Annotated in this window: 26 protein-coding genes; 20 read left to right on the forward strand and 6 right to left on the reverse strand. The window is 70.3% G+C overall.

What is annotated here, in order from left to right; all coding sequences use genetic code 11:
- The first annotated feature begins 154 nt into the window (after positions 1-154).
- Together AB0Q96_RS19205 and AB0Q96_RS19210 are read left to right on the forward strand one after the other, a co-directional pair.
- A complete protein-coding gene (locus AB0Q96_RS19205) occupies positions 155-451 on the forward strand; it encodes a DUF4193 domain-containing protein (RefSeq protein WP_003955561.1) in 297 nt (98 codons plus the stop codon).
- 12 nt (positions 452-463) lie between these two features.
- Positions 464-1462 carry a hypothetical protein gene (locus AB0Q96_RS19210; RefSeq protein ID WP_365326898.1) on the forward strand — a complete coding sequence of 333 codons (999 nt, stop codon included), beginning with the start codon at positions 464-466 and terminating at the stop codon, positions 1460-1462.
- On the opposite strand, the gene AB0Q96_RS19215 is transcribed toward AB0Q96_RS19210, so the two are convergent.
- On the reverse strand, positions 1459-1977 hold the full coding sequence (locus tag AB0Q96_RS19215; RefSeq protein ID WP_365326900.1) for a DUF3093 domain-containing protein: 519 nt from the start codon (positions 1975-1977) through the stop codon (positions 1459-1461). The two genes, AB0Q96_RS19210 and AB0Q96_RS19215, sit on opposite strands and share 4 nt — an antisense overlap.
- Before the next feature lie 58 nt (positions 1978-2035).
- On the opposite strand from AB0Q96_RS19215, the gene AB0Q96_RS19220 reads away from it, so the two are divergent.
- From AB0Q96_RS19220 to AB0Q96_RS19255, 8 genes are all read left to right on the forward strand, one after another.
- Positions 2036-2620 carry a PaaI family thioesterase gene (locus AB0Q96_RS19220; RefSeq protein WP_329424985.1) on the forward strand — a complete coding sequence of 195 codons (585 nt, stop codon included), beginning with the start codon at positions 2036-2038 and terminating at the stop codon, positions 2618-2620.
- Positions 2620-3132, forward strand: a complete 513-nt coding sequence (gene dut, locus AB0Q96_RS19225) for a dUTP diphosphatase (protein ID WP_017237679.1) — start codon at positions 2620-2622, stop codon at positions 3130-3132. Before AB0Q96_RS19220 ends, dut begins: the two co-directional genes overlap by 1 nt.
- Before the next feature lies 1 nt (position 3133).
- Positions 3134-3892: a DUF3710 domain-containing protein gene (locus AB0Q96_RS19230; protein ID WP_365326902.1), complete on the forward strand. Its 759-nt coding sequence runs from the start codon at positions 3134-3136 to the stop codon at positions 3890-3892.
- Positions 3893-4199: 307 nt separating this feature from the next.
- Positions 4200-4868, forward strand: coding sequence for an ABC transporter ATP-binding protein (locus tag AB0Q96_RS19235; protein ID WP_365327194.1), 669 nt, complete (start codon positions 4200-4202; stop codon positions 4866-4868).
- Between the two features lie 82 nt (positions 4869-4950).
- Complete coding sequence (locus AB0Q96_RS19240; RefSeq protein ID WP_365326904.1) at positions 4951-7500, forward strand: sensor histidine kinase KdpD; 2550 nt, start codon at positions 4951-4953, stop codon at positions 7498-7500.
- A gap of 256 nt (positions 7501-7756) precedes the next feature.
- Positions 7757-8446: a response regulator gene (locus tag AB0Q96_RS19245; RefSeq protein ID WP_365326906.1), complete on the forward strand. Its 690-nt coding sequence runs from the start codon at positions 7757-7759 to the stop codon at positions 8444-8446.
- A gap of 34 nt (positions 8447-8480) precedes the next feature.
- Positions 8481-8879, forward strand: a complete 399-nt coding sequence (locus AB0Q96_RS19250; protein ID WP_329424993.1) for an OB-fold nucleic acid binding domain-containing protein — start codon at positions 8481-8483, stop codon at positions 8877-8879.
- A 3-nt stretch (positions 8880-8882) separates the two neighbouring features.
- Positions 8883-9635 (forward strand): DUF3159 domain-containing protein, encoded by a 753-nt coding sequence (locus tag AB0Q96_RS19255; RefSeq protein ID WP_365326908.1) that lies wholly within the window; start codon positions 8883-8885, stop codon positions 9633-9635.
- Between the two features lie 142 nt (positions 9636-9777).
- Here AB0Q96_RS19255 and AB0Q96_RS19260 read toward each other — a convergent pair whose 3' ends face one another.
- Both AB0Q96_RS19260 and AB0Q96_RS19265 read right to left on the reverse strand, forming a co-directional pair.
- Positions 9778-10455, reverse strand: a complete 678-nt coding sequence (locus AB0Q96_RS19260) for a TrkA family potassium uptake protein (protein WP_365326910.1) — start codon at positions 10453-10455, stop codon at positions 9778-9780.
- On the reverse strand, positions 10455-11123 hold the full coding sequence (locus AB0Q96_RS19265) for a TrkA family potassium uptake protein (RefSeq protein WP_329424999.1): 669 nt from the start codon (positions 11121-11123) through the stop codon (positions 10455-10457). Before AB0Q96_RS19265 ends, AB0Q96_RS19260 begins: the two co-directional genes overlap by 1 nt.
- Positions 11124-11510: 387 nt before the next feature.
- Between AB0Q96_RS19265 and AB0Q96_RS19270 the strand changes: the two genes are divergently transcribed.
- The 5 genes from AB0Q96_RS19270 (at position 11511) to AB0Q96_RS19290 (ending at position 18559) form a co-directional block, all read left to right on the forward strand.
- Positions 11511-13565 carry an APC family permease gene (locus AB0Q96_RS19270; RefSeq protein WP_365326912.1) on the forward strand — a complete coding sequence of 685 codons (2055 nt, stop codon included), beginning with the start codon at positions 11511-11513 and terminating at the stop codon, positions 13563-13565.
- 62 nt (positions 13566-13627) lie between these two features.
- The gene (locus AB0Q96_RS19275; RefSeq protein ID WP_365326914.1) at positions 13628-14956 is read left to right on the forward strand and encodes a class I SAM-dependent RNA methyltransferase; all 1329 of its coding nucleotides are present in this window, start codon (positions 13628-13630) and stop codon (positions 14954-14956) included.
- Positions 14957-15310: 354 nt separating this feature from the next.
- Positions 15311-16027, forward strand: coding sequence for a serine/threonine-protein kinase (locus tag AB0Q96_RS19280; RefSeq protein ID WP_365326916.1), 717 nt, complete (start codon positions 15311-15313; stop codon positions 16025-16027).
- The gene (locus AB0Q96_RS19285) at positions 16011-17300 is read left to right on the forward strand and encodes a hypothetical protein (RefSeq protein WP_365326918.1); all 1290 of its coding nucleotides are present in this window, start codon (positions 16011-16013) and stop codon (positions 17298-17300) included. Before AB0Q96_RS19280 ends, AB0Q96_RS19285 begins: the two co-directional genes overlap by 17 nt.
- Positions 17301-18049: 749 nt before the next feature.
- Positions 18050-18559: a toll/interleukin-1 receptor domain-containing protein gene (locus AB0Q96_RS19290; RefSeq protein WP_365326920.1), complete on the forward strand. Its 510-nt coding sequence runs from the start codon at positions 18050-18052 to the stop codon at positions 18557-18559.
- 181 nt (positions 18560-18740) lie between these two features.
- Here the strand turns inward: AB0Q96_RS19290 and AB0Q96_RS19295 are convergent, their stop codons facing one another.
- The gene (locus tag AB0Q96_RS19295) at positions 18741-20198 is read right to left on the reverse strand and encodes a toll/interleukin-1 receptor domain-containing protein (RefSeq protein WP_365326922.1); all 1458 of its coding nucleotides are present in this window, start codon (positions 20196-20198) and stop codon (positions 18741-18743) included.
- A 141-nt stretch (positions 20199-20339) separates the two neighbouring features.
- On the opposite strand from AB0Q96_RS19295, the gene AB0Q96_RS19300 reads away from it, so the two are divergent.
- Positions 20340-20732 carry an HIT family protein gene (locus AB0Q96_RS19300; protein ID WP_365326924.1) on the forward strand — a complete coding sequence of 131 codons (393 nt, stop codon included), beginning with the start codon at positions 20340-20342 and terminating at the stop codon, positions 20730-20732.
- Between the two features lies 1 nt (position 20733).
- On the opposite strand, the gene AB0Q96_RS19305 is transcribed toward AB0Q96_RS19300, so the two are convergent.
- Both AB0Q96_RS19305 and AB0Q96_RS19310 read right to left on the reverse strand, forming a co-directional pair.
- Positions 20734-21186, reverse strand: coding sequence for a hypothetical protein (locus tag AB0Q96_RS19305; protein ID WP_365326926.1), 453 nt, complete (start codon positions 21184-21186; stop codon positions 20734-20736).
- Positions 21187-21227: 41 nt separating this feature from the next.
- Positions 21228-22049 carry a hypothetical protein gene (locus AB0Q96_RS19310; RefSeq protein ID WP_365326927.1) on the reverse strand — a complete coding sequence of 274 codons (822 nt, stop codon included), beginning with the start codon at positions 22047-22049 and terminating at the stop codon, positions 21228-21230.
- A 436-nt stretch (positions 22050-22485) separates the two neighbouring features.
- Between AB0Q96_RS19310 and AB0Q96_RS19315 the strand changes: the two genes are divergently transcribed.
- The 4 genes from AB0Q96_RS19315 to AB0Q96_RS19330 all read left to right on the forward strand — a co-directional run bounded on the left by AB0Q96_RS19315 (position 22486) and on the right by AB0Q96_RS19330 (position 25233).
- Positions 22486-23109: an HAD-IA family hydrolase gene (locus tag AB0Q96_RS19315; protein WP_365326929.1), complete on the forward strand. Its 624-nt coding sequence runs from the start codon at positions 22486-22488 to the stop codon at positions 23107-23109.
- Between the two features lie 90 nt (positions 23110-23199).
- Entirely contained in the window at positions 23200-24402 is a 1203-nt protein-coding gene (locus AB0Q96_RS19320; RefSeq protein ID WP_365326931.1) for a helix-turn-helix domain-containing protein, read from the forward strand.
- A gap of 193 nt (positions 24403-24595) precedes the next feature.
- Positions 24596-25042, forward strand: coding sequence for a hypothetical protein (locus AB0Q96_RS19325; RefSeq protein WP_365326933.1), 447 nt, complete (start codon positions 24596-24598; stop codon positions 25040-25042).
- Positions 25039-25233 (forward strand): hypothetical protein, encoded by a 195-nt coding sequence (locus AB0Q96_RS19330; protein WP_365326935.1) that lies wholly within the window; start codon positions 25039-25041, stop codon positions 25231-25233. Before AB0Q96_RS19325 ends, AB0Q96_RS19330 begins: the two co-directional genes overlap by 4 nt.
- Positions 25234-25265: the final 32 nt, after the last annotated feature.

A 25265-nucleotide genomic window follows, 5' to 3' on the forward strand; every position in this document is an offset into this window, starting at 1 on the left:
AAAGCCGCTCACTCATGAGAGGGCGGATTGGGTGTCGATTGAGTAACAGACCTTGATGTGAGGCAAAATCTCCGCCTCGGGTCGGGCACAAGTCCGGCCTCTCACGCGTTACGTGCGCTGGAGACACCGCAACCACCCAGAGGGGGAGAGCGACATGGCAACGGATTACGACACCCCACGCAAGACCGACGACGACGTCGACTCGGACAGCCTTGAAGAACTGAAGGCCCGCCGGAACGACAAGTCGACCTCGACCGTCGACGTCGACGAGTTCGAGGCCGCCGAAGGCCTGGAGCTTCCCGGCGCCGACCTCTCGAACGAGGAGCTGGCCGTCCGGGTCCTGCCCAAGCAGGCCGACGAGTTCACCTGCATGAGCTGCTTCCTCGTGCACCACCGGAGCCAGCTGGCCCGGGAGAAGAACGGTCAGCCGATCTGCCGCGACTGCGACTGAGATCGGTCGACCGTGGCAGGCGACACACCGTCTTGGAAACGGCGGCTCCGGCTTCCTGGCAGGCCGGGGGCGTACCGGGGCGGCTCAGGCCCGGTGGAGGACGTCCAGCAGGGCTCCTCGGCCGAGCACTCCGCCCCCCTGCCCATTTCTGGCGCACGTGACGACGGGCGAGGCCCCACGGCCTCGCTCGAAGCAGCGGAGGCGCCGCACCAGGGCGACCGGCCCCCCGTGCCGCCCGACCAGGGCGACGCGGCCAAGCGCGGCGCTCTGCGGCGCGTCACCGACCCGGCGCGCCTGCGACTGGAACGCGTCAAGCCGGACAGCGCCCGCATCGAAGCCGTACGGCGCGGTGTGAAGCGCGGCGGCCAGGGCGCCAAGGCCGGCGTCGGCTACCTCGCCGACCGCGTCATCGAGCTCGCGCCCCGGGTCCCCGTCCGGGACCTGGCGACGCTGCGCAGACATTTCCCCGGGCTCGGCCCGGAGGAGATCGCCGACAAGCTGGTCGCCGGCGCCTCCCACGCCAGCGCCACCGTCGGCGCCGGCATCGGCGCCGCGGCCATGCTGCCGGTGCCGCCCGCGATGCCCGCCGAGCTCGCCGCCGAGATCACCGGCGTGGCCGCCATCGAGCTGAAGCTCATCGCCGAGCTGCACGAGGTCTACGGCCTGCGCCCGCCCGGCACGCTCACCCAGCGCTCGACCGCCTACCTCACCTCCTGGGCAGAGGAGCGCGGCATCGACCCCACCAAGCCCACCACCGTCAACGCGGCACTCGGCGGGCAGCTCAAGCGCGAACTGCGCCAGCAGATCACCAAGCGCCTGGTGCGCAACCTGCCGAACCTCACCCCGTTCATGGTGGGCGCGGCCGTCGGCGCCGTCATGAACCGGCGCGACACCAGAAAGCTCGCCGCGCACATCCGCAAGGACCTGCGCGGCCGACAGATCCCCTGGGACGCCCTCCCGGCCCTGCCCCCACTGGAGCGGCCGGAGAACCCCAAGGAGATCGACTTCTAGGCCTCCTGGGGCTCCTGCGCCCCAGGGGCCTCCTCGGCCTCCCCGGCCTCGCCACGAGCGGCTTCCAGGGCCGCCACGAGGCCCTCGGGGTCACGGCTGGACAGGTAGACGTACGGCGTCGGGTCCGCCGGGTCCGTGACCTCGATCCGCACCGCCGTCCCCACGTAGCTGCGCATCAGCATGAAGGCCCGGGGGTCCGCCTTGTGCGTGCGCCAGGCGCGCGCCTCCTCGACGTCCAGGACCTCGGGCGTCCCCAGCGCCGACACCGGGATGCGCGCGTCCCCCGCGACCAGCGAGCCGGCCACCACCCGGATCCGGGCCGAGCCGTACGAGGAGACCGCCACCGCGGCCAGCGCACCCGCCGCGATCAGACCGCCGAGCGTCGCGACCGTACCCAGGGGGAACGTGATCAGACCGCCGGAGACGCCCAGCAGGGCGACGATGACCCACCAGGAACGGGGCGCGGTGAGGCGCTCGTCGAAGCTGGGTGCGGGGGAGTGTGCGGAAGGCTGCATGCCTATCAGCTTGGCACGGCGCGACCGGCGCCCGGCCGCGCGGGTAAGGTCTGCGCCTGTGACTGGAACATCTGCCGCTCTCACCCCGCCGGCCGACGCCATACCGCCGGTACGCCACCCGGACGCGCCCGCCCCCGGCGAGCTGCTCGGCGCGCACTACGCGCAGTGCTTCGGCTGCGGCGGCGGACAGCCCCACGGCCTCCACCTGGAGGCGCGGGCGGGCGAGGGCGTGACCGTCACGGCCGAGTTCACGGTGACCCCCGACCACCAGGGCGCCCCCGGTCTCGCGCACGGCGGCGTGCTCGCCACCGCGCTCGACGAGACCCTCGGCTCCCTGAACTGGCTGCTGCGGGTCATCGCGGTCACCGGCCGGCTGGAGACCGACTTCGCGCGGCCCGTCCCGGTCGGCACCGTGCTCCACCTGGCGGCCGAGGTCACCGCGGTGCGCGGCCGCAAGATCTACTCGACCGCCGTCGGCCGGATCGGCGGCCCCGAGGGCCCCGTCGCGGTCCGCGCCGACGCCCTCTTCATCGAGGTGAAGGTCGACCACTTCATCGACAACGGCCGCCCGGAGGAGATCCAGGCCGCCATGTCCGACCCCGACCAGGTCCGGCGCGCCCGCGCCTTCGAGGTGAACCCCTGATGCGCAATCCCGTCGACGTACTCATCCGCCGTGTGGACCCCGAGGTGCCGATCCCGGCCTACGGGCACCCCGGCGACGCCGGAGCCGATCTGGTGACCACCGAGGCCGCTGTGCTGGCCCCGGGCGAGCGGGCCGTGCTGCCCACCGGAGTCTCCATCGCGCTGCCCGACGGCTACGCCGCCTTCGTCCACCCCCGCTCCGGCCTCGCCGCACGCTGCGGCGTCGCGCTCGTGAATGCCCCGGGGACGGTCGATGCCGGGTACCGTGGAGAGATCAAAGTGATCGTGGTCAATCTCGACCCGCGCGAGAGCGTGCGGTTCGAGCGATTCGACCGGATTGCCCAACTGGTCGTCCAGCAGGTCGAGAAGGTGCGCTTCCACGAGGTGGCGGAGCTTCCCGGCTCGGCGCGGGCCGAGGGGGGCTTCGGGTCCACCGGCGGTCACGCCGCCGTGGACGGCACCACGGGTGGGAATCGATACGCTTCGGTCGTATCCGACCGGGAAGGACAGTGACGTGTTCGGACGTCGCAAGAAGAGCGGTGCCGCTGAGGACGCAGCGGGCGAGGCCGAGCAGGTCGTCGACGCGGTGGACGGCGAGGACGCGGCCGCGCCGCGCCGGGTGAACCTTCCGCCGGCGCCCCGGCCCGACGGTCCCTGGGACATCACCGAGGTCACCACGCCCGAAGAGGGCCGGGTCGACCTGGGCGGCATCTTCGTGCCCGGAGTCGAGGGCATGGAGCTGCGCGTGGAGGTGGCGGGCGACGCGATCGTCGCCGCCACCGTGGTCCTGCGCGACAGCGCCGTGCAGCTCCAGGCGTTCGCCGCCCCGAAGAACGAAGGCATCTGGGGCGAGGTCCGCGACGAGATCGCCGGCGGCATCACCCAGCAGGGCGGTGTCATCGACGAGGTCGAGGGCCCGCTGGGCTGGGAGCTGCGCGCCCAGGTCCCCGTACAGCTCCCGGACGGCAACCGCGGCGTGCAGCTCGTGCGCTTCGTGGGTGTCGACGGACCGCGCTGGTTCCTGCGCGGCGTGATCTCCGGCCAGGGCGCGGTGCAGCCCGAGGCCGCCGGTCTGCTGGAGCAGATCGTCCGGGACACCGTGGTCGTCCGCGGTGAGGGCCCGATGGCCCCGCGCGACCCGATCGTCCTCAAGCTGCCGAACGACGCGCAGATGGTGCCGGACGGCGTGCAGCAGGACGAGCAGGCCGGCTCCCGGTTCTCCGGCGGCATGGGCCAGCTGCAGCGCGGCCCGGAGATCTCCGAGATCCGCTGACCGGCCGAAGTTGCCGCAGCTGCCGCAGCGGCGGCAGCTTTCAGGAATGCCATGGGTGGGCCGTGCCTTCCCTTCCCCGCTCACGCCGGGAAGGGAAGGCACGGCCCACTCGTCTTGATCCCCCGTCCGCCGCGGCCTGCCCGGTTCGCCCGAGGTTGTCCACAGGTAGTTGTCCACAGGCCTGGCCCCCGCCCCCGTGCTCGGCCCATACTGACGGCGCACACGTTCGATCGAGGGGGGCACCACGGTGAGTGAGAGCAACGCGCGGACCGGCACGGCCGTGATCGAGGACCCGGCGGGCACGCCGATGGTCCGGATCGAGAACCTGAAGCGGTCGTACGGCACGGGCGCCGCCGCCGTGCACGCCTTGCGCGGGGTCTCCTTCGACATCCCGCGCGGCGAGCTGGTCGCCCTCAAGGGCCGCTCCGGCTCCGGCAAGACCACCCTGCTCAACCTCGTCGGCGGTCTCGACAGCGCGGACGAGGGCCGCATCGTCATCGACGGCACCGACCTCGCCGGGCTCGGCGAGGAAGGGCTCCTGGAGCTGCGCCGCGACAGCATCGGATTCATCTTCCAGTCCTTCGGCCTCATACCGATCCTGACCGCCGCCGAGAACGTGGGCGTCCCGATGCGGCTGCGCAAGGCCGACCCCAAGGAGCGCGAGGAGCGGGTCGCCCTGCTGCTCGCCCTGGTGGGGCTCGGCGACCACGCGGCCCAGCGCCCCGGGGAGCTCTCCGGCGGACAGCAGCAGCGCGTCGCCATCGCCCGCGCCCTGGCCAACCGGCCGGCCCTGCTGATCGCCGACGAGCCGACCGGGCAGCTCGACGCCGAGACCGGCCTCGCGGTCATGGAGCTGCTGCGGGCCGTCGTGCGCAGCGAGGGCTGCACGGCCCTGGTCGCCACCCACGACTCCCAGCTGCTCGGCCTGGCCGACCGGGTGCTGGAGCTCCGCGACGGCGAGATCATCGAGCACTGAGGGGCGTCAGGATCACGTCAATACGGCGCTGACCTCCCACGGCCGTGCGGAATGTCCGTTTGGCTGGACGTAAGGTCGAGCCATGGGACGCGGCAAGCTACGGATCTACCTGGGCGCGGCACCGGGCGTCGGGAAGACGTACGCGATGCTCTCCGAGGGGCACCGCCGCGTGGACCGCGGCACGGACTGCGTCGTCGCCTTCGTGGAGCACCACGACCGGCCGCGCACCGAGGTGATGCTCCACGGCCTGGAGCAGGTGCCGCGCCAGGAGATCGAGTACCGGGGAGCCACCTTCCCGGAGATGGACATAGACGCCGTCCTCACGCGCAGGCCGGCCGTCGCCCTGGTGGACGAGCTCGCCCACACCAACGTGCCCGGCTCCCGCAACCCCAAGCGGTGGCAGGACGTGGAGGAGCTCCTGGCGGCGGGCATCGACGTGGTGTCCACCGTCAACATCCAGCACCTGGAGTCGCTCGGCGACGTGGTCGAGTCGATCACCGGCGTGCGGCAGCGGGAGACCGTGCCGGACGAGGTGGTGCGGCGCGCCGACCAGATAGAGCTGGTCGACATGTCGCCGCAGGCGCTGCGTCGACGCATGGCGCACGGCAACGTCTACAAGCCGGACAAGGTCGACGCGGCCCTGTCGAACTACTTCCGGCCGGGCAACCTGACGGCGCTGCGCGAGCTGGCCCTGCTGTGGACCGCCGACCGCGTCGACGAGTACCTGCGCCAGTACCGCGGCGAGCACAACATCCAGTCCACCTGGCAGGCCCGCGAGCGGATCGTCGTCGGCCTCACCGGCGGACCCGAGGGACGCACCCTGATCCGGCGGGCCACCCGCCTCGCGGAGAAGGGCGCCGGTGGTGAGGTCCTCGCCGTGTACATCTCCCGCAGCGACGGCCTGACCTCCGCCTCGCCGAAGGAGCTCGCGGTCCAGCGCACCCTCGTCGAGGACCTGGGCGGCACCTTCCACCACGTCATAGGCGACGACATCCCCTCGGCGCTGCTGTCGTTCGCGCGGGGCGTCAACGCCACCCAGATCGTGCTCGGCTCCAGCCGTCGCCGCTCCTGGCAGTACGTCTTCGGCCCCGGCGTCGGCCAGACCGTCGCCCGGGACTCCGGCCCCGACCTCGACGTCCACATCGTCACCCACGAGAGCGCCGCCCAGGGCCGCGGCCTGCCCGTCGCCCGCGGCACCCGGCTCGGCCGCGCCCGGATCGTCTGGGGCTGGCTCGTCGGAGTCGGCGGACCCCTGCTCCTCGCCCTCCTGCTCACCCATGTCGACGCGGACCTCGGCCTCGCCAACGACATGCTGCTCTTCCTGGCGCTGACCGTGGCCGCCGCCCTGCTCGGCGGACTCTTCCCCGCCCTCGCCTCCGCGGCCCTGGGGTCCCTGCTCCTCAACTGGTTCTTCACCCCGCCCCTGCACCGGCTGACCATCGCCGACCCCAAGAACATCGTGGCCATCGCCGTCTTCTTCGGCGTCGGCGTGTCCGTCGCCTCCGTGGTCGACCTGGCCGCCCGCCGCACCCACCAGGCCGCCCGGCTGCGCGCCGAGTCCGAGGTCCTCTCGTACCTCGCCGGCAGCGTCCTGCGGGGCGAGACCAGCCTGGAGGCGCTGCTGGAACGGGTCCGCGAGACCTTCTCCATGGAGTCCGTCGCCCTCCTGGAGCGCACCGGCGACCTCGAACCGTGGACCTGCGCCGCCAAGGTCGGCGCGCGCCCGGTCGCCCGGCCCGAGGACGCGGACGTCGACATGCCGGTCGGCGACCACCTCGCCCTCGCCCTCACCGGCCGGGTGCTGCCCGCCGAGGACCGGCGGGTGCTCGGCGCCTTCGCCGCCCAGGCCGCCGTCGTCCTCGACCGCCAGCGCCTCGTCGACCAGGCGGAGGAGGCCCGCAAGCTGGCCGAGGGCAACAAGATCCGCACCTCGCTGCTCGCCGCCGTCAGCCACGACCTGCGCACCCCGCTCGCCGGCATCAAGGCATCGGTCTCCTCGCTGCGCTCCGACGACGTCGAGTGGTCCGAGGAGGACCAGGCCCTGCTCCTGGAGGGCATCGAGGAGGGCGCCGACCGCCTCGACCACCTGGTCGGCAACCTCCTGGACATGTCCCGGCTCCAGACCGGCACGGTCACCCCGCTCATCCGCTCCACCGACCTCGACGAGGTCGTGCCGATGGCCCTCGGCGGCGTCCCCGACGGCAGCGTCGAGCTCGACATCCCCGAGACCCTCCCGATGGTCGCCGTCGACCGCGGCCTCCTGGAGCGGGCCGTGGCCAACATCGTCGAGAACGCGGTCAAGTACAGCCCCGACGGCATCCCGGTCGCCGTCGGCGCCAGCGTCCTCGGCGAGCGCCTCGAACTGCGCGTGACCGACCGCGGCCCCGGCGTTCCGGACGAGGCCAAGGACGGCATATTCGAGCCCTTCCAGCGCTTCGGCGACGCCCCGCGCGGCGCGGGCGTCGGCCTCGGCCTCGCGGTCGCCCGCGGCTTCGTCGAGGCCATGGGCGGCACCATCACCGCCGAGGACACCCCCGGCGGCGGACTGACCATGGTCCTCACCCTGAGGACCGCGGGACCCCCGCCCCCGGACACCGCCGCCCCCACCCTGCCGGCGCACGTCATGACGTGACCGCAGGGGGCCGGGACGCGCCGGGGACGCGGCCTGGACGAGCCCGGACGAGCCCCGGACGAGAGCCCGGACAGGGACGTGCACCTCCACCCCGTACGCCCACCGCAGCCCCCGCAGCCCCGCCCCGTAAGCCCGCCGCAGCCCCCGCCGCGCCCTCCCCGGAGGGTCCTGCCCGTCCCCGTCCCCGTACCTCCCTCTCCCTCCCCTCCCGCTCCCCGCACTCCCTCCGTACCAACGACAAGGAAGGCACCCCTTCATGACCCGGGTCCTGGTGGTCGACGACGAGCCTCAGATCGTCCGCGCCCTGGTGATCAACCTCAAGGCGCGCAAGTACGAGGTCGACGCCGCCCCCGACGGCGCCACCGCCCTCCGGCTCGCCGCCGAGCGTCACCCCGACGTCGTCGTCCTCGACCTCGGACTGCCCGACATGGACGGCGTCGAGGTCATCAAGGGCCTGCGCGGCTGGACCCGGGTGCCGATCCTGGTGCTCTCCGCCCGCCAGACCTCCGACGAGAAGGTCGAGGCGCTCGACGCGGGCGCCGACGACTACGTCACCAAGCCCTTCGGCATGGACGAGCTGCTCGCCAGGCTGCGCGCGGCCGTCCGCAGGGCCGAGCCGGTCGGCGGCGCGGGCGAGGACGGCGTCGTGGTCGTCGAGACCCAGGGCTTCACGGTCGACCTCGCCGCCAAGAAGGTGCACCGCGACGGCAAGGACGTCCGGCTCACCCCCACCGAGTGGCACCTCCTGGAGGTCCTGGTCCGCAACAGCGGGCGCCTGGTCAGCCAGAAGCAGCTGCTCCAGGAGGTCTGGGGGCCCTCGTACGGCACCGAGACGAACTATCTGCGGGTCTACATGGCCCAGCTGCGCCGCAAGCTGGAGCAGGACCCCTCGCACCCGCGGCACTTCGTCACCGAACCGGGCATGGGTTACCGCTTCGAACACTGAGTTCGGTGTCGGCAGGGGCCGGTACGCTTTCTGTATGAGTGCTGCACCGCGTACAGAGAAGCCGGCCGGACGGTTCCGCCGGATGCTCGACCGCCTGTCCACCTCCCAGGAGGAGCTGGAGTCGGTGGAGCTCCAGGAGGACTCCGCAGCCTCGGGGTGCACGCGTATCTGCGACTGCTCCGACCGCCAGATAGTCAAGGTGACTGGTACGTTGCGGACGGTCACCCTGCGCCCCCGGGCCGGTGTGCCCGCGCTGGAGGCCGAGCTGTTCGACGGCACGGCGCCACTGGACGTGGTGTGGCTGGGCCGCCGTTCCATCGTGGGCATCGAGCCGGGTCGTAAGTTGATCGCCTCCGGCCGGATCTCCATGAGCCACGGCCGGCGGGTCCTCTTCAACCCCAAATACGAGCTCCGACCGCTCGGACAGGAGTAGCCGGTGACGTCAGTCGACAAGCCGACCACCGAGAAGCCCACGCCCGACCAGGACGCCCGGACCGACAAGGCGGTGACCGAGGCCGCCCTCTTCGAGGCGTTCGGCGGCGTGCGCGGCATGGTGGAGACGGTCCTGCCCGGCCTGCTCTTCGTCACGATCTACACGATCAACAAGGACCTGCGTTCCTCGGCCATCGCCGCGGTCGCGGTCTCGCTCGTCCTCGTCGCGGTCCGGCTGGTCCGCCGCGACACCGTGAAGCACGCCTTCAGCGGCGTCTTCGGCGTCGCCTTCGGCGTGGTCTTCGCGATGATGACGGGCAACGCCAAGGACTTCTACCTGCCGGGCATGCTCTACACGCTCGGCCTCGCCCTCGCGTACATCGTCACGGCCGTCGCCGGCGTGCCGCTGATCGGCCTCATCCTCGGCCCGGTCTTCAAGGAGAACCTCTCCTGGCGCACCCGCAACCCGGGCCGCAAGAAGGCGTACACCAAGGCCAGCTGGGCCTGGGGGCTGATCCTGCTCGCCAAGTGCGCGATTCTCTTCCCGCTGTACTGGTGGGCCGACACCACGCAGCTCGGCTGGATCCTGGTCGCCCTGAAGATCCCGCCGTTCCTGCTCGCGGTCTACCTGACCTGGGTGTTCCTCGCGAAGGCGCCGCCGCCGATCGACGTCTTCGCCGAGATGGAGGCCGAGGAGAAGGCCGAGAAGGCCGAGAAGGCCCGCAAGGCCGCTGCCCAGGGGCACCCTGAGGCGTAGGACCGGGACGCGGAGCGCGGATCTTCCGTTCGGACCGACACCGACGTACGGGAAGGGGCCCGGGACCTGTCACAGGTCCCGGGCCCCTTCCCGTACGTCCACCGCGTCCCGGCGTCCCCGTAAGTCCACCGCGTCCGGCGGCTCAGGACTCCGAGGGATCCCGCCGCACCGACAGCAGGTCCTCCAGCTGCTCCTCGCGCGCCTGGGTGGCCACGAACAGGAGCTCGTCGCCCGCCTCCAGGGTCTCCTCCGCGCTCGGCGTGAGGACCCGCGAGCCGCGGATGATGGTGACCAGCGAGGTGTCCGGCGGCCAGGCGACATCGCCCACCGCGGTGCCCGCGATGGCCGACTCCGGCGGCAGCGTCAGCTCGACCAGGTTGGCGTCGCCGTGGCTGAAGCGCAGCAGCCGGACCAGGTCGCCGACGCTCACCGCCTCCTCGACCAGGGCCGACATCAGGCGCGGCGTCGAGACGGCGACGTCCACGCCCCACGCCTCGGTGAACAGCCACTCGTTCTTCGGGTTGTTGACCCGGGCGACCACGCGCGGCACGCCGTACTCGGTCTTGGCGAGCAGCGAGACGACCAGGTTCACCTTGTCGTCGCCGGTCGCCGCGATGACGACGTTGCAGCGCTGAAGGGCCGCCTCGTCGAGCGAGGTGATCTCGCAGGCGTCGGCCAGCAGCCACTCGGCCTGCGGCACCCGCTCCACCGAGATGGCGGTCGGGGCCTTGTCGACGAGGAGGACCTCGTGCCCGTTCTCCAGGAGCTCGCCCGCGATGGAACGGCCCACGGCGCCGGCTCCGGCAATAGCGACACGCATCAGTGACCGCCCTCCTCGGGACCCTCGGCGAAGGCCGCCTCGACCTTGTCGATCTCGTCCGTCCGCATCATCACGTGCACGAGGTCGCCCTCCTGCAGCACCGTCTGCGAGGTCGGAAGAATCGCTTCGCCCAGCCGGGTGAGAAATGCCACGCGTACGCCGGTCTCCTCCTGGAGGAGGCTGACCTTGTGCCCGATCCACGCGGGGGAGGTGTGCACCTCCGCGAGCTGCACTCCACCGCTCGGGTCACGCCAGAGCGGCTCGGCGCCGGACGGCAGCAGCCGCCGCAGCATCTGGTCGGCGGTCCAGCGGACCGTGGCGACGGTCGGGATGCCCAGGCGCTGGTAGACCTCGGCGCGCCGCGGGTCGTAGATCCGGGCGGCGACGTTCTCGATGCCGAACATCTCGCGCGCGACCCGCGCGGCGATGATGTTCGAGTTGTCGCCGCTGCTCACCGCGGCGAAGGCACCGGCCTCCTCGATCCCCGCCTCGCGGAGCGTGTCCTGGTCGAAGCCCACGCCCGTGACGCGGCGGCCGCCGAAGCCGGAGCCCAGACGGCGGAAAGCCGTCGGGTCCTGGTCCACGACCGCGACGGTGTGGCCCTGCTGCTCCAGGGTCTGCGCGAGGGCGGCTCCGACGCGCCCGCAGCCCATGATGACGATGTGCACGTCCCCTTACCCCGCACTCCTGATCGCCCTGCTGACCTGCGAAAACACGCTTCTCACAACTTTCCTGGCCCATTCGGCCACGTATGTCGACCACGTAGGGCGCCCCTTCGGGCGCCCGTACCCGGCCCGGTCGACCCGGGCCGTGGCGGACAGGCACACGCGTACCGTCCGGTCCGAGCTTATGCGGCAACGATGGCCGGGACCTCACGCAGCCCTCGTTAGGAACGCGTCAAGACGCCAGGAACGCGTCAAGACCCCGTCAGGGCCGCGTCAGCACCGGGAGCCGGGACTCGCCCAGGTCACCGTGGAGGTGGTATCCAGGGAGATTCCGTGCCGATCGGGGGTGCTGGTCGGCGAGGCTCATTTCGAACGCTTACGATCCTCTGCGTGTCCAAACTGACCGACGTGCCCAAACGGATCCTGATCGGGCGGGCCCTGCGCAGCGACAAGCTGGGCGAGACCCTGCTCCCGAAGCGCATCGCCCTCCCCGTCTTCGCCTCCGACCCGCTGTCCTCGGTGGCGTACGCCCCGGGCGAGGTCCTCCTGGTCCTCTCCGTCGCGGGCCTGTCGGCGTACCACTTCAGCCCGTGGATCGCGCTGGCCGTCGTGGTCCTGATGTTCACGGTCGTCGCCTCGTACCGGCAGAACGTGCACGCGTACCCGAGCGGCGGCGGCGACTACGAGGTCGCGACCACCAACCTCGGACCGAAGGCGGGACTCACCGTCGCGAGCGCGCTGCTCGTCGACTACGTCCTGACCGTCGCCGTCTCGATCTCCTCCGGCATCGAGAACCTCGGCTCCGCCGTGCCGTTCGTCGTCGAGCACAAGGTCATCTCCGCCGTCGCGGTGATCGTGCTGCTGACCCTGATGAACCTGCGCGGCGTCAAGGAGTCCGGCGGCCTCTTCGCCATCCCGACGTACGTCTTCGTCTTCGGCGTCTTCGCCATGATCATCTGGGGTGCCTGGCGCGGTCTCGTCCTCGACGAGACCATGACCGCCCCCACCGCCGGCTTCGAGATCAAACCCGAGCACCAGGGTCTGGCCGGATTCGCGCTGGTCTTCCTGCTGCTGCGGGCCTTCTCCTCAGGATGTGCGGCGCTCACCGGCGTCGAGGCCATCTCCAACGGCGTGCCCGCCTTCCGCAAGCCCAAGTCGAAGAACGCGGCCTCCACCCTCGCGCTCATGGGCGGCCTCGCCGTCACCATGTTCTGCGGCATCATCTTCCTGGCCATGGCCACCGACGTCCGGATGGCCGAGAACCCCGCCCACGACCTGCTCAAGAACGGCCAGCCGGTCGGCGAGGGCTACGTCCAGGACCCGGTCATCTCGCAGGTCGCCGCCGCCGTCTTCGGCGACGGAACGTTCTTCTTCATCCTGCTCGCCGCCGCGACCGCGCTCGTCCTCTTCCTGGCCGCCAACACCGCGTACAACGGCTTCCCGCTCCTCGGCTCGATCCTCGCCCAGGACCGCTACCTCCCCCGCCAGCTGCACACCCGCGGCGACCGCCTCGCCTTCTCCAACGGCATCGTCCTGCTGGCCGGCGCGGCCGCCCTGCTCGTGGTCATCTACGGGGCCGACTCGACCCGGCTGATCCAGCTCTACATCGTCGGCGTCTTCGTCTCCTTCACCCTCAGCCAGATCGGCATGGTCCGGCACTGGAACCGGCACCTGCGCAGCGAGCGGGACCCCGCCAAGCGCCGCCGCATGATCCGCTCCCGCGCGATCAACGCCTTCGGCGCCTTCTTCACCGGCCTCGTCCTCGTCGTCGTCCTGGCCACCAAGTTCACCCACGGCGCCTGGGTCGCGCTGCTCGGCATGGTGATCTTCTACGTGACGATGACCGCGATCCGCCGGCACTACGACTCCGTGGCCGCCGAGATCGCCGCCGCCGAGGAGCGCCCCGACGAGTACGTGCGCCCCTCCCGGGTCCGTTCCGTCGTCCTCGTCTCCAAGCTGCACAAGCCCACGCTGCGCGCCCTCGCCTACGCCAAGCTGCTGCACGCCAACGAGCTGGAGGCGCTCACCGTCAACGTCGACGCGGCCGAGACGAAGGCGCTCAAGGAGGAGTGGGAGCGGCGCGGCATCAACGTGCCGCTGAAGATCCTCGACTCGCCCTACCGCGAGATCACCCGGCCGGTCATCGAGTACGTGAAGAACCTCCGCAAGGAGAGCCCGCGCGACGCCGTCTCGGTCTACATCCCCGAGTACGTCGTCGGCCACTGGTACGAGCACCTGCTGCACAACCAGAGCGCCCTGCGCCTCAAGGGCCGGCTGCTGTTCACGCCGGGCGTGATGGTGACCTCGGTCCCGTACCAGCTCCAGTCCTCCGAGGCCGCCAAGAAGCGGGCGCGGAAGCGGCAGGAGTGGAACGCCCCCGGATCGGTCCGACGCGGACCGGTCGAGAAGGGCGGCGCGAAGGTCCCGGCCGAAAAGAGCAACTAGACTGGTGGGCTGCCGTCCCGAACGGCAGCCCACCGCTCTCTTCCTCTTGGAGTCCCCCCGTCATGCAGAACGTGCCCGTTGCTTCGCTGGTCGGGGAAGAGTACGAGGTCGAGGTCGGACCGGTGGCCCACGGCGGCCACTGCATCGCCCGTACGGAGGCCGGCCGCGTCCTCTTCGTCCGCCACGCCCTGCCGGGCGAGCGCGTCCGCGCCCGGGTCACCGAGGGCGAGGAGACCTCCCGCTTCCTGCGCGCCGACGCGGTCGAGATCCTCGACCCGTCCAAGGACCGCATCGAGGCCCCCTGCCCCTTCGCCGGCCCCGGCAAGTGCGGCGGCTGCGACTGGCAGCACGCCAAGCCGGGCGCCCAGCGCCGCCTCAAGGGCGAGGTCATCGCCGAGCAGCTGCAGCGGCTCGCCGGCCTCACGCCCGAGGAGGCCGGCTGGGACGGCACCGTCCTGCCCGCCGAGGGCGACAAGCTGCCGGCCGGCGAGATCCCGAAGTGGCGCACCCGCGTCCAGTACGCGGTCGACGCCGAGGGCCACGCGGGCCTGCGCAAGCACCGCTCGCACGAGGTCGAGGTCATCGACCACTGCATGATCGCCGCCGAGGGCGTCTCGGAGCTCGGCATCGAGAAGCGCGACTGGGAGGGCATGGCCTCGGTCGAGGCCATCGCCGCCTCCGGCTCCCACGACCGCCAGGTCATCCTCACCCCCCGCCCCGGCGCCCGCCTCCCGCTCGTCGAGCTCGACAAGCCGGTCTCCGTCCTCCGCGTCGACGAGAAGGACGGCGGCGTCCACCGCGTCCACGGCCGCGCCTTCGTCCGCGAGCGTGCCGACGACCGCACCTACCGCGTCGGCAACGGCGGCTTCTGGCAGGTCCACCCGAAGGCCGCCCAGACCCTCATGCTCGCCGTCATGCAGGGCCTGACCCCCCGCAAGGGCGAGACCGCCCTCGACCTCTACTGCGGCGTCGGCCTCTTCGCGGGCGCCCTCGCCGACCGCGTCGGCGACCAGGGCGCCGTCCTCGGCATCGAGTCGGGCAAGCGCGCCGTGGAGGACGCCCGCCACAACCTGGCCGGCTTCCCGCGCGTCCGCATCGAGCAGGGCAAGGTCGAGTCGGTCCTCCCGCGCACGGGCATCACCGAGGTCGACCTCATCGTCCTCGACCCGCCCCGAGCCGGCGCCGGCAAGCAGACCGTCCAGCACCTCGCCGCCCTCGGCGCCCGCCGCATCGCCTACGTCGCCTGCGACCCGGCGGCCCTGGCCCGGGACCTGGGGTACTTCCGGGAGGGCGGGTACCGGGTGCGGACGCTGCGGGCGTTCGATCTGTTTCCTATGACGCATCATGTGGAGTGCGTGGCGATTCTGGAGCCGGTCAAGATGGACGCCTGACCTGCGGTTTTGCGGGGGTGCTTTATGGGCGGTGTGGGCGTTACGGGCGATATCTTGACGCTGAGATGACGCTCATTTGACGCTCGTTCCGATGGGGCGTCAGCCGATTGTCGGGGAGGGCCGGGCCGCGGCGCGCACCGATGAACAGACGCGCTGCGGCGAAAGCGACGGAGCACGGCGAGCGAGGCTCGTCGGCTCCGTTTCGCTCTTGTGCGCTCGATGAGGAAGCGTTGCCGACCATTGCCTGAGAAGGTAGTGCCTATCGCCTCGACGCGCGGCTAATATCCAGCTCTCAGGTACCGGCATGCGTCCGGCCTTTGGCCTGCTGCACGTCTGAAGGAGATCGGAAGCCCGGTGAGCAGTGCTCGTTCTGGTGGGCGGGTGCTGGCTGCCCACCCCGGTGACCCCAAGCGCGTCGGCCCCTACCGGATCATCGGGCGCCTCGGCTCAGGGGGCATGGGCACGGTGTTCGCCGGCCTCGACGCCGTCGGTCTGCGGGTCGCGGTCAAGGTCGTCCACCCTGCCCAGGCGGACGACGCGGAGTTCCGGGCGCGCTTCCGCCGAGAAGTCCAGCTCTCCGCCCGTGTCCAGGGCCCCTGCCTCATACCCCTGATCGCGGCTGACACCGAAGCACCGTCACCGTGGCTGGCCACTGCCTATGCCCCAGGGCTCACCCTCGATCGGTACATCGCCGCGCACGGGCCGCTGGCCGGTGGAACCCTCTATGCCTTCGCTACGGGCACAGCCCAGGCCCTCGCGGCCATTCACGCCGCGGGTGTCGTCCACAGGGACGTCAAGCCGCAGAACGTCATCCTGACCCCGGTCGGTCCCCGAGTCCTGGACTTCGGCATCGCTCATGCCGCCGACGGCACATCCGTGACGCGCACCGGCATTCTGATCGGAACCCCAGGATGGATCAGCCCCGAGCACTACCGCACCGGTACAACGGGTCCCGAGGGCGACATGTTCGTCTGGGGTGCCCTCGTAGCCTTCGCTGCCACCGGGTCGCGCGCCCTTCGGCGGGGGAGCCCCCGACGCGGTCGCCTACCGGGTCATGTCCGAGGATCCTGATCTGCGTGGCCTTCCTGGCGAACTCCACGCCATCGTGCGCAGCGCTCTCGCCAAGGAGCCGGGGGACCGAGCCACCGCGTGGGACGCTGCCGAGACATGTGCCGTCCTCCTCGCAGCACAGGCCACACAGGTTGCGCCGACGGGTGCGGAGCCGACACTGGTGGGCGATCTCGTCGCTGCCCATTGGGCCGTCCACACTCTGGACGACCCGAACTGGAGACGTCCTGCCCGTTCCAGCAGACGACTCGTCGGCATCGCGGCGGTGGTGGGCACTGTCATAGGTGGCCTGGCGGGTGGAGCGCTGGCCCTGCAGCCCGACAAGATGGAGACGGCTTCGACGAGTTCCCGTCCTCCCGCCAGTGCAGCCCCCAGCAAGACCGCCACCATGCCGGCTTCCGCTTCACCCGCAGCAAGCTCCCAGGCTGTGGTGGACGCCGCGTCATCCCCTACTCCTGCGAACGCGGACGAGGCGACGATCGCCACGTGGCGTGCAGCTCGTCGTGCCAAAGGAGAAGCGGAGATCGAGACCGAGGCCGCACTCGGGCACGACCTCAGCTACGGCATGGGCGAGGACTACAACTACAGCGGTCAGTACGACGTGGGCTACGCCCCGGCCCGGAGAGAGCTCTACATAGCCATCAGCGGCCCGACGGTGGAGCCACGCGTCGTGCAAGGAGTGGCCAAGAACGCCTGCCTCACCTTGCGCATGATGGCGGACATCTACAAGGCCCTTCCGTACGACGAGTACGTCCTGGTCGACAACACCACGTCCACTGCGCCGACGATCGTGTGGGAGGACGACTTCCGCGCCAACACCGGCTGCATCACGCAGACCATCGACCGCACCGCCGCCGACCCCGGGCAGGAGCCGAGCTGGCACCCCACCGAAGAAGGACTGGCCGCGGCCCAGATCCCCAGCATCGACAAGCGCGAAATCAGGGTGGCAACCGAGGCGGTCCACCAGCTGTTTGTCGACTGGAACGCCAACTCCCGTCTGTTCGAAGACCCCCGCTATATCAGCGACGGGAACACCAGCATCGGCTTCGCTCCGCACGAAGGCGTGATGTACGTGTGGGCCACGAAGCCCGAGTGGGACCAGAGCACGCGAGAGGGATGGACAGAGGCCGCCGCCGGCGTGGCCTGCCAGACTGTTCTCGCGGAATCTCGCGCGGGGCAGGGATGGGACTACGCGCAGTACGCCGTGGCGGTCCTTGACGGTGCTGGAGGTACGGAGTTCCTTCGCTGGGGCACGGCCGGCAGCTGCACGAGCTGATCTCCCCTCGGCCCTCCATGGTTGCGTCCGGTCGAGGTCAGCCGAACGCAGGACCTTGGGCCTGCCAGCCCAGCGAGTGCACCCCGCTGGGCTGGCATTGAGGTTTGGTGAGGTTCCAACTGGGGCCTTAAACGCCTTTGGCGTGCCGCGCAGCTTCGCTGCCGAGTGCTTAGAAGGCGCTTGATGGGTGGGGGGAGTGGGATGGCTCTGACCTGCACGGACGCTCCGTGTGGCCCAAGGGCGACGAAAATTTCGACTGTTTTCGGGACGACGGCAAGGGGGCTCTAGAGGCGATGGCGTCCCGGCCTCGGCTGCCCGCTGTGCTGGGATGCTCGGGGATTGTGCGGGGCATCTGGGCGTTGCTCGGCATCTTGTTGTGCCGGTCCCGCAGTGCCAGCGGAGGGCCGCCGTGAGGTCTCCAATAGACGCGTCAGATTCGAATGTAACTTGGCGGATGGCTGTGTACTCGGCAAATTTTTAGATCAGACCGGACACGGTTGAATCGGTAGTCGCGCGAGTAACATGTTCTTATGAGTCGGTGTACAGCCCCAGTTCGGGGTCATCAAACCGCTAGCGGACGTGCGGCGTGCCCTGCGTGTAGCAGTGGCGGCTACGGGTACTCGTCGCCGCGGTCCTACTACTCGCCGCCGGCCTACGCTCCGCGGAGCAGTGGCGGGGGTGGTGCGATCAGTAGCGGCAGCTCCGGTAGCAGGAAAAAGCGGGCGCCTTGGTCACCAAGCACCTCCTCCGTGATTTACACGCCTGGCGAGGTAAAGGATCTGGCCCCTGTACGCGATGCCGCCGTGTTGCGCGCGCATCAACAGCCCGACCTTCGCGATGTTTTCCTCTGCCACGCGTGGGATGATCGGCGCGGTGCTGCCACGGATCTGTGCAACCTGCTGGAAGCGGAGGGTGTGTCAGTCTGGTTCAGTGAGAAGGACATCGCGCTCGGCCTACCCTTTATGCGAGAAATCGACAAAGGGTTGGCGAGGTCGCGTACCGGTCTCGTCCTTGTAACCCCTGCGCTACTGATGCGACTGCAGCGTGGTGGCGTCTCCGACAAGGAACTATCGGAGCTTCTTGCGCGTAACGTACTGCTCCCTGTCATGCATGAGACGACCTACGGTGAACTCCGGAACATCAGCCCTCTACTTGCATCCCGAAACGGGTTGGACACGGCTGAGGATTCCATGGCAGTAGTTGCCATGAAGATCGCAGAGTTGGTGGCCGTTGAGGACGACAAGATGCCGGCGACCTAACTGGTTGTTTCAGAGTGGGTTGAGCTGCGGGTCTCATGTTTGATGCCCTGGCCGACAGGGTGTCCAAGGGCCTGCGGATCTTGTTCCTGACGAGCTGTAGGACGGGCGACCAGCTGCTGTCGCCCGCCTCCGAAGGGTGCCATCGCCACCGGGAGTCGGCTGCGCGTTCCCGGGAACAGCACTAGCGTTTCGTCCCCGTCACCAGCCGCGTACGGGACGGGGAGCTCAGTGTGTCGACCCGTGCCTCCACCGCCGCGAGTCGGCGCGCCGCCTCCGTGTGGAACATCCGGCGCTGTCGCCGCTGGTAGCGGTACGCGCACTCCATGGTTGTCCAGGACAGCCCGAAGCCCATGGCCCCGGCGGCCACGGGGGCTGCGTGCAGCCGCGCCCAGTCCCAGCCTTCGAGTCCGCCTCCGAGGGGGAGGGTCCAGGCGAGCGTGAGGGCGACGGTGAGCGCCAGCCAGAGGACGTACCCGCTGAAGACCCAGGGCTGCGCCTCGCGCAGCCACAGCAACCGTCCGCGTTCCGCTGCCCGTCCCTGAGCCGCCACCGCTTCCGCCAGTTCTCCGAGCGCGAACCGTGCCTGGTCCCGCTGCTCTCGCCGGATCGGCGCATTCCACCCTTGCGTACGCACGTCGAGCCGGGCGATCTCCCGCCGTACCACCGCCACCGGAGCCGCCGCGGGCATCGCCTCCGGCCACCGCACCCACCGTTCGCGGTCCTGTTTGAGGGAGCGCACGAAGCGGGCTGCCATCGGGCCGACAGCGATGCACGTGCCCAGCATCAGTACGACGGCGAAGCCGGGACTCCGCCCCCACGCTTGGATGACGACGACCGCCGCGAACAACAGGAGGAAGACCGGCACCGGATAGGTCGCCCGGAGGTAGTTCTCCTGTGTGGCGTCCTGCAGGTCACGCTCCCACGCCTGGACGGGGCGGCGCACGGGGCCGCAGGACAGCAGCACGGCGCCCAGGACGAGGCCCATCAGCCCGAGGGACGCGAGGGCCAACAGCAGGGCGGCTGGATCGTCGCCCGGTTCCGGGGCCGGCCCTCCGGCCGTCGCGGCCCACGGTACGAGGACGCAGAGCGCGGCGGAGAGGAGGCCGGTGGCCCAGCCGAGCAGTCGGCCGGGCCGTCGTGGCGGTCGTTCTTCGGAGGGGATCGGCACCCACTCCGGTGCTACCAGGGTCTCCAGCGTGGCGACCAACTCCTCTACGGCTTCGTCCCAGCCGTCCGCAGTGATGCGATGTGCCTGTCGCAGGGATAGATCGCGGATCGACGCGGGAAGTAGCTCGGGTGACGGCGGCTCCGCGGCGTCGAGGAGCAGGGGGATCACGGTCTTCCCGGCGGCGAGCGCCAGCTCGATCTCGTGCCGCACCCAGTCGCCCGCGCGGTCGAGGCATCGCTGGCCGGACGGGTCTCGTGCTTCCAGCCAGTCCTCTGGGATGGTGACGAGCAGAACCTCGCATTCGTGCACGCGGCGTCTGAGGTCGTCCGGGTAGCGGTTGCCCGGCAGCATCGACGACGTGTCGAGGAAGACCTGAGCGTCGCCGAAGTGGCGGCCGAGCCGTTCACGCAGGCGGTGCACCGCAGGTGTGGCGCGTGGGCTTCTGCGGTAGTTGATGAAGACGCCTCCCACGGCGGTGTCGCCCCTTCTCGTTCGTTCCTACTGCCAGGGTGGTAATGGGGGATTGCTCCGAAGAACTCCGGACCTCGAAGGAGAACGTCCATGCAACCGTGCCCGTTCTGTTCCATCGCGGTCGGCCGTGGACCGGCACGAATGATCTTTGAGGACAACCATGCCGTGGCGTTCTTCCCGATGGTCCCGGCGACCCTCGGCCACACACTTGTGGTACCCCGGACTCATGCGCCGGATCTCTGGGCCATGGCGTCGACGGAGGCAGAACGACTGCTCGCGACCGCACTCTGCGTCGGAGCCGCCTTGCGCGACCATCTCGCCCCCGAGGGCATGAACGTCATCCATTCCGCCGGATCCGCCGCCACTCAGACCGTGTTCCATGCCCATGTCCATCTCGTTCCACGGTGGCGGGGTGACGCCATGGGGCCTCTCTGGCCGGGAGACGGAGAAGGTGTGCGGGACGCGGCCGTGCTCGACGGACTGGCCGATGAGATGGCCGCCTTGCTGCGCCCGCCCGGGCCTCCGAGGACCTGATTCAGCGGGCCACAAGGACGACCACAAAATGGGCGATCAGCAAGGCGCCGTAGAACAGCACCAGTGTCTGGGAGAAGGCGGCCTTTGCCAGCGTCACCCTCGACAGGTACGGTCCGACGTTCATCGACAGCATCTCCACGGTGCTGTCGGGGGTCCGGGCGGCTTCGTACAGGGCCCGGAATAGCCGTTCTTGGCGCAGGAAGTACGAGTCGAGGAACCAGAAGCCCAACAGGGGGACAATTCCGCTCAGTGCGATCTGCCAACTGAGCCGGCCTGCCGAGAGTGCCAGGGTGGCGGCGGTGAGAGTCATCACCCAACCCTTGAGCAGAAACGAGTTGTTACCCAACCTGGTGACGATGGCCTGGATGAATTCCAGGTGTTTGATCCGGTCGGCGCTCAACGGAGTGCCGCTGGTGGTGGTCCTGACGTTCGCTTCGTCGCTGCTGATGCTCACCGACGCGGTCCCCCTCCTTCGGGCATGTCCACGGCGAGAGACTACCGTGGGGTCGGTGCTGCCGACCCCGTCTCGCCGATGGGGACCGGGCTTGGCTCCCCGCCTGCTCCCGCGTCCTGCGTAAGGCCCTGACCGCGTGCTCTGAGCCGGACGAGCTCGACGGCACTGAGGGTCACGGTGATAAGGAGACCCGCGAGCGCGAACGGGTCCTTGAGGTTGTCGGGCGTGGCGATGATCTTGCCGGAGAACCGGTCCATGACGATTGCACCCACTGTCACGAACGGTGCTGCGAGGGCGGGAAGGGTGGGGTGGGCGTTTGCTGCGTTGAAGATCGTGCCCGCGACGCTGAGAGGAGCGAAGAGGAGGAAGACCGCTGCGGGAAGCAGGACAAGGATCCCGGTGACGAGGCTTACGAATGCGTTGCCGTATTCCCCGATCGAGTTCATCGACCAGGCCACCACACCGGTTGTCGCGCCCGCCAGCGCTAGGACGGAGAGCGGGCCAGGAGTCGTGAACTCGTGGCCGTTGATGAGGAAGAGGCGAACCAGTCGGGGGCGGCGTCTGTCAGGCGGGACGGCAAGGACGTACACGCCTGCCAGGACAACGAGGACGATGCTCGTGACGATCGCCATCAGCCCGTACTTGACGATGACGGCGTCTACCCACCCGAAGAACCCGTCAGTGGCGAGCCCGTAGCGATACGCCAGGGTCAGCACGACGGCGGCGGTGACGATCGTGCGCGCGAGCGTGAACAGAGAAAAGGATGTCCGGAGGAACAGGGCCACGACGGTGAGGCCCACGAGCACCCACGTGCCCACGATCTGAATCAGCCAGAGCACCAAGGCCCCTAACATGCTGAGCATGGAGCACCCTCCTGCGAGTCGATTGCTTCGGCGACCGTATCGGAGTTGTCAGGCCGACGACCTGCTCTACCAGGGGCATGCGTGGGCACTGGGTGCGTAGCAGTGCGTTCGCGATCCTGGACGCCACTTTGCTGCCGATCGGCCGGATCGCTGCTGACACCGCGCACTGCTCGGTCAGGCGCATAGCGTCACGACATGGACATCCAGGTCGTCGCCGACTCGTTTGGCCGCCTGCTATAGGCTCCACCCGCGCCGCCTGCCTCCACGCACGACCTGACCGCCGCCCGCACACCGAGAATCGGGTTGCGCCTCTTGGCGGACTTCTCCTCGTGTGCTTCGGGCCGGTGGTTGCGCGGTAGCGTCCCCGTGCGAGACCGATCTCGGAAGGGGCGAACACCAGATGGTGCGCGGGAACAGCGTTGGTGGGGATAAGCAGATGGGATTGATCCTGGACTTCGCTGGGGTGCTCACCGCTAGCCCGATCGAGGTCCACCGGGCCTGGTGCGTGTCCGAGGGACTGGAGCCGGGGGCGTGGCGTGCCACCCTCAACGATCATCCCGAAGGCCGGCGGCTGTACGCGGCGCTGGAGATCGGGGAGATCGGGCAGGCCGAGTGGAACGAGGGCACAGCGGCGCTGCTGGGAGAGCACGTGGACCCCGTGAACCTGATGGGACGGGCTTGGGCCAATGTTCCTCCGGCGCGTCGGATGATCGCGCTCGGCCGTGCCGCGCGGGCCGCCGGCCACCGGCTCGCGCTGTTGTCGAACAGCTTCGGGCTCGATCCGTTCAACCCGTACGAGCACGTGGGTATCTGGGACCTCTTCGACGTGCACGTCGTGTCCGAGCTGGAGGGGCTGGCGAAGCCGGACCCGGCTATCTACCGGCTCGCGCTGGAGAGGATCGGGTTGCCTGCCGAGCGGTGCGTGTTCGTGGACGATCACGAGGTGAACCTGCCGCCGGCTGCCGAGCTGGGCATCACGACCGTTCACGTCACCGACGAGGACAGGGCCGTGGCGGAGCTGGAGGCTCTTCTCGGCGTCACAGCTGTGCTCACGGTCTGAGCGTCAACTGCCGCCTGGCCGAAGGCTGTCCGCCGCCCCATTTCTGTGAGTACTGTCCGTGTGGGGCCCATCACGCGGAGGTTCTGGAGCATGCAGTGGTCGGAGTACACCACCTCTGAGCGCTTGAAGGCGCTGCGCGGTGCCATGACGCAGGAGCAGTTAGCGGAGGCGGCCGGTGTGTCCGTCGGCGTCGTCCGCAAGCTCGAACGTGGCGGGTCGGCTTCCCTGCCGTCGCTGCTGTCGATCGCCGACGCGCTCGGTACGGACATCGCCGTGCTCCTCGGGCAGCAGGCGCCGCGCCGCTCCATGGACCGCGACGAGAGGGCCGCGCTGCGCCTGGTCTCCGCAGCGACCCACGACGCTGCCATCGGTATCCCCGCCGATGTCGAGCCGGGCAGCGTCGAGGAACTTCGAGCGGTCGTGCGTCGGGCGGACGCCGCCTACTGGGAGGGGCGGTACACCGAGCTCGGCACCCTCCTCGGGCGGCTCCTTCCAGAAGCCCGCGCCAGGTTCGACGCCGCCGGTCTCGATGAACGGGAGGCCGCTGCCGGCGTCCTGATCGACACCTTCCAGACCGCGGGCATGGCCGCCAACGTGCTCGGCTCGCGAGACCTGGCGTACGCGGCGTTGACGTACGGACGGCAGATCGCCGTCCAGGGCGGGGACGAACTGCGCGACGCCCATCTCGCTGCCACGACCGCATGGGTCAACCTCCGCGATGGCCGTACCAAGCAGGGCTTCCTCCTCGCAGCGGCCCAGGCCGACCGGATCGAGCCCAAGATGAGCGAGCACGACCCGGACCGGCTCAGCGTCTATGGCCAGCTCGTCACGAACGCCGCCGTCGCCGCCTCCCGGGGCGGGGCCAGCGCGGACCACGTCCGCGAGTACCTCTCCCAGGCACACGCCGTCGCTGCCCGCATCGGAGACGAACACGCCCGTGGCTCGCACGCCCAGCCGTACGGGCCGATGTACGCCGCCACGCAGGCGATGAGCATCGCGGTGGCCCTCGGCGACACAGGTGGCGCTCTACGCCTCATGGACACCGTCCGCCTGGACGCCAGCGTGCCGCTGGCCACCCGAGCCCGCTTCGGCCTGGACGTCGCTCTCACCCAGGTGGAATGCCGACGGTGGGAGACCGCCGCCGACACCCTCCAAACGGTGTGTGAGATGGCTCCCGGCTGGGTGCGCCACCAGATGCTTCCCGGCGTCATCATCAGCAGGCTCGCCGGCGTGTCCGTCAACCGGCTGCGCGGGCTCGCCAACTCCGCAGGCGTCCCGCTCGGGGTGCGCTGACGGACGGGTCGCAGTACCACGGTCCGTAGTAGCTCCGCGGGTTCCACCAGCGTGATTGCTACGGGCCGTGCCAGCCCCACGGCGGAGTCCGCATCCGCTGCCACGGGACGTGGCAGCCGAGCCCGGTACGAGGTTCCTCCGCTGCGACGGGCCATGCCTGGGCCCGAGCATCGCAGGCCAGCAGCCTGGAGGCATGCCGAACAACCCGCCCGGCGGTCTCGGGCACGTGCCCGTTGCCGTCTACTCCTGCGCCCCGTCCTCCACCGCTCTCAGCGAGAGCGAGGAGCGTGGCCGCTACTACGCCGACGCCCGGCACTGGCACGTCGCCGGGGTCTGGTCCGACTCCGACCCGGCGCTGCCGCTCGCTGAGCGGCCGGGATGGCAGGCGGTCACGGCCGCCCTGTCCGCCGGGATGATCCGGGGCGTCGTCGTCAGCGCGGCGGCCCATGTCGCCTCCGACGCGGCCCAGTTCGCGGCCCTCAGCGTGCTTCTCCGCGATCGGGGAGGGTTCCTCGCGGACGCGTCGAGCGGCACCCCGGCCCGCCGTACGCCGGCTCAGGCCCGACGCCGCCGCGGCCTCGCGGACGCGGCGTCGGGCTGGTTCACCCAGACCGAAGCACCCGAGGAGGGCACCTCGTGACCGCCCGGCGCGCATGGGTCGGCGACCTCGTCAGGGACGGAAACGGACGGCGGGCGATCGTCACCGACGTCCGTGCCGGCGGCACCGTGTGGGTGCTGCGGCCGCCGACCGGGGGCGGGCCCTACTGGGAGACCGACGACCCCGACAGCCTCAAGGTCCTCGCTCCCTCCGGCGGCGAGGACAACCGGTGAGTTTCCGCGCTCACCGTCCCGTCCCTCACTCC

It is taken from the genome of Streptomyces sp. NPDC093111, assembly GCF_040683955.1.
In the GTDB taxonomy this organism is placed as follows: Bacteria; Actinomycetota; Actinomycetes; order Streptomycetales; family Streptomycetaceae; genus Streptomyces.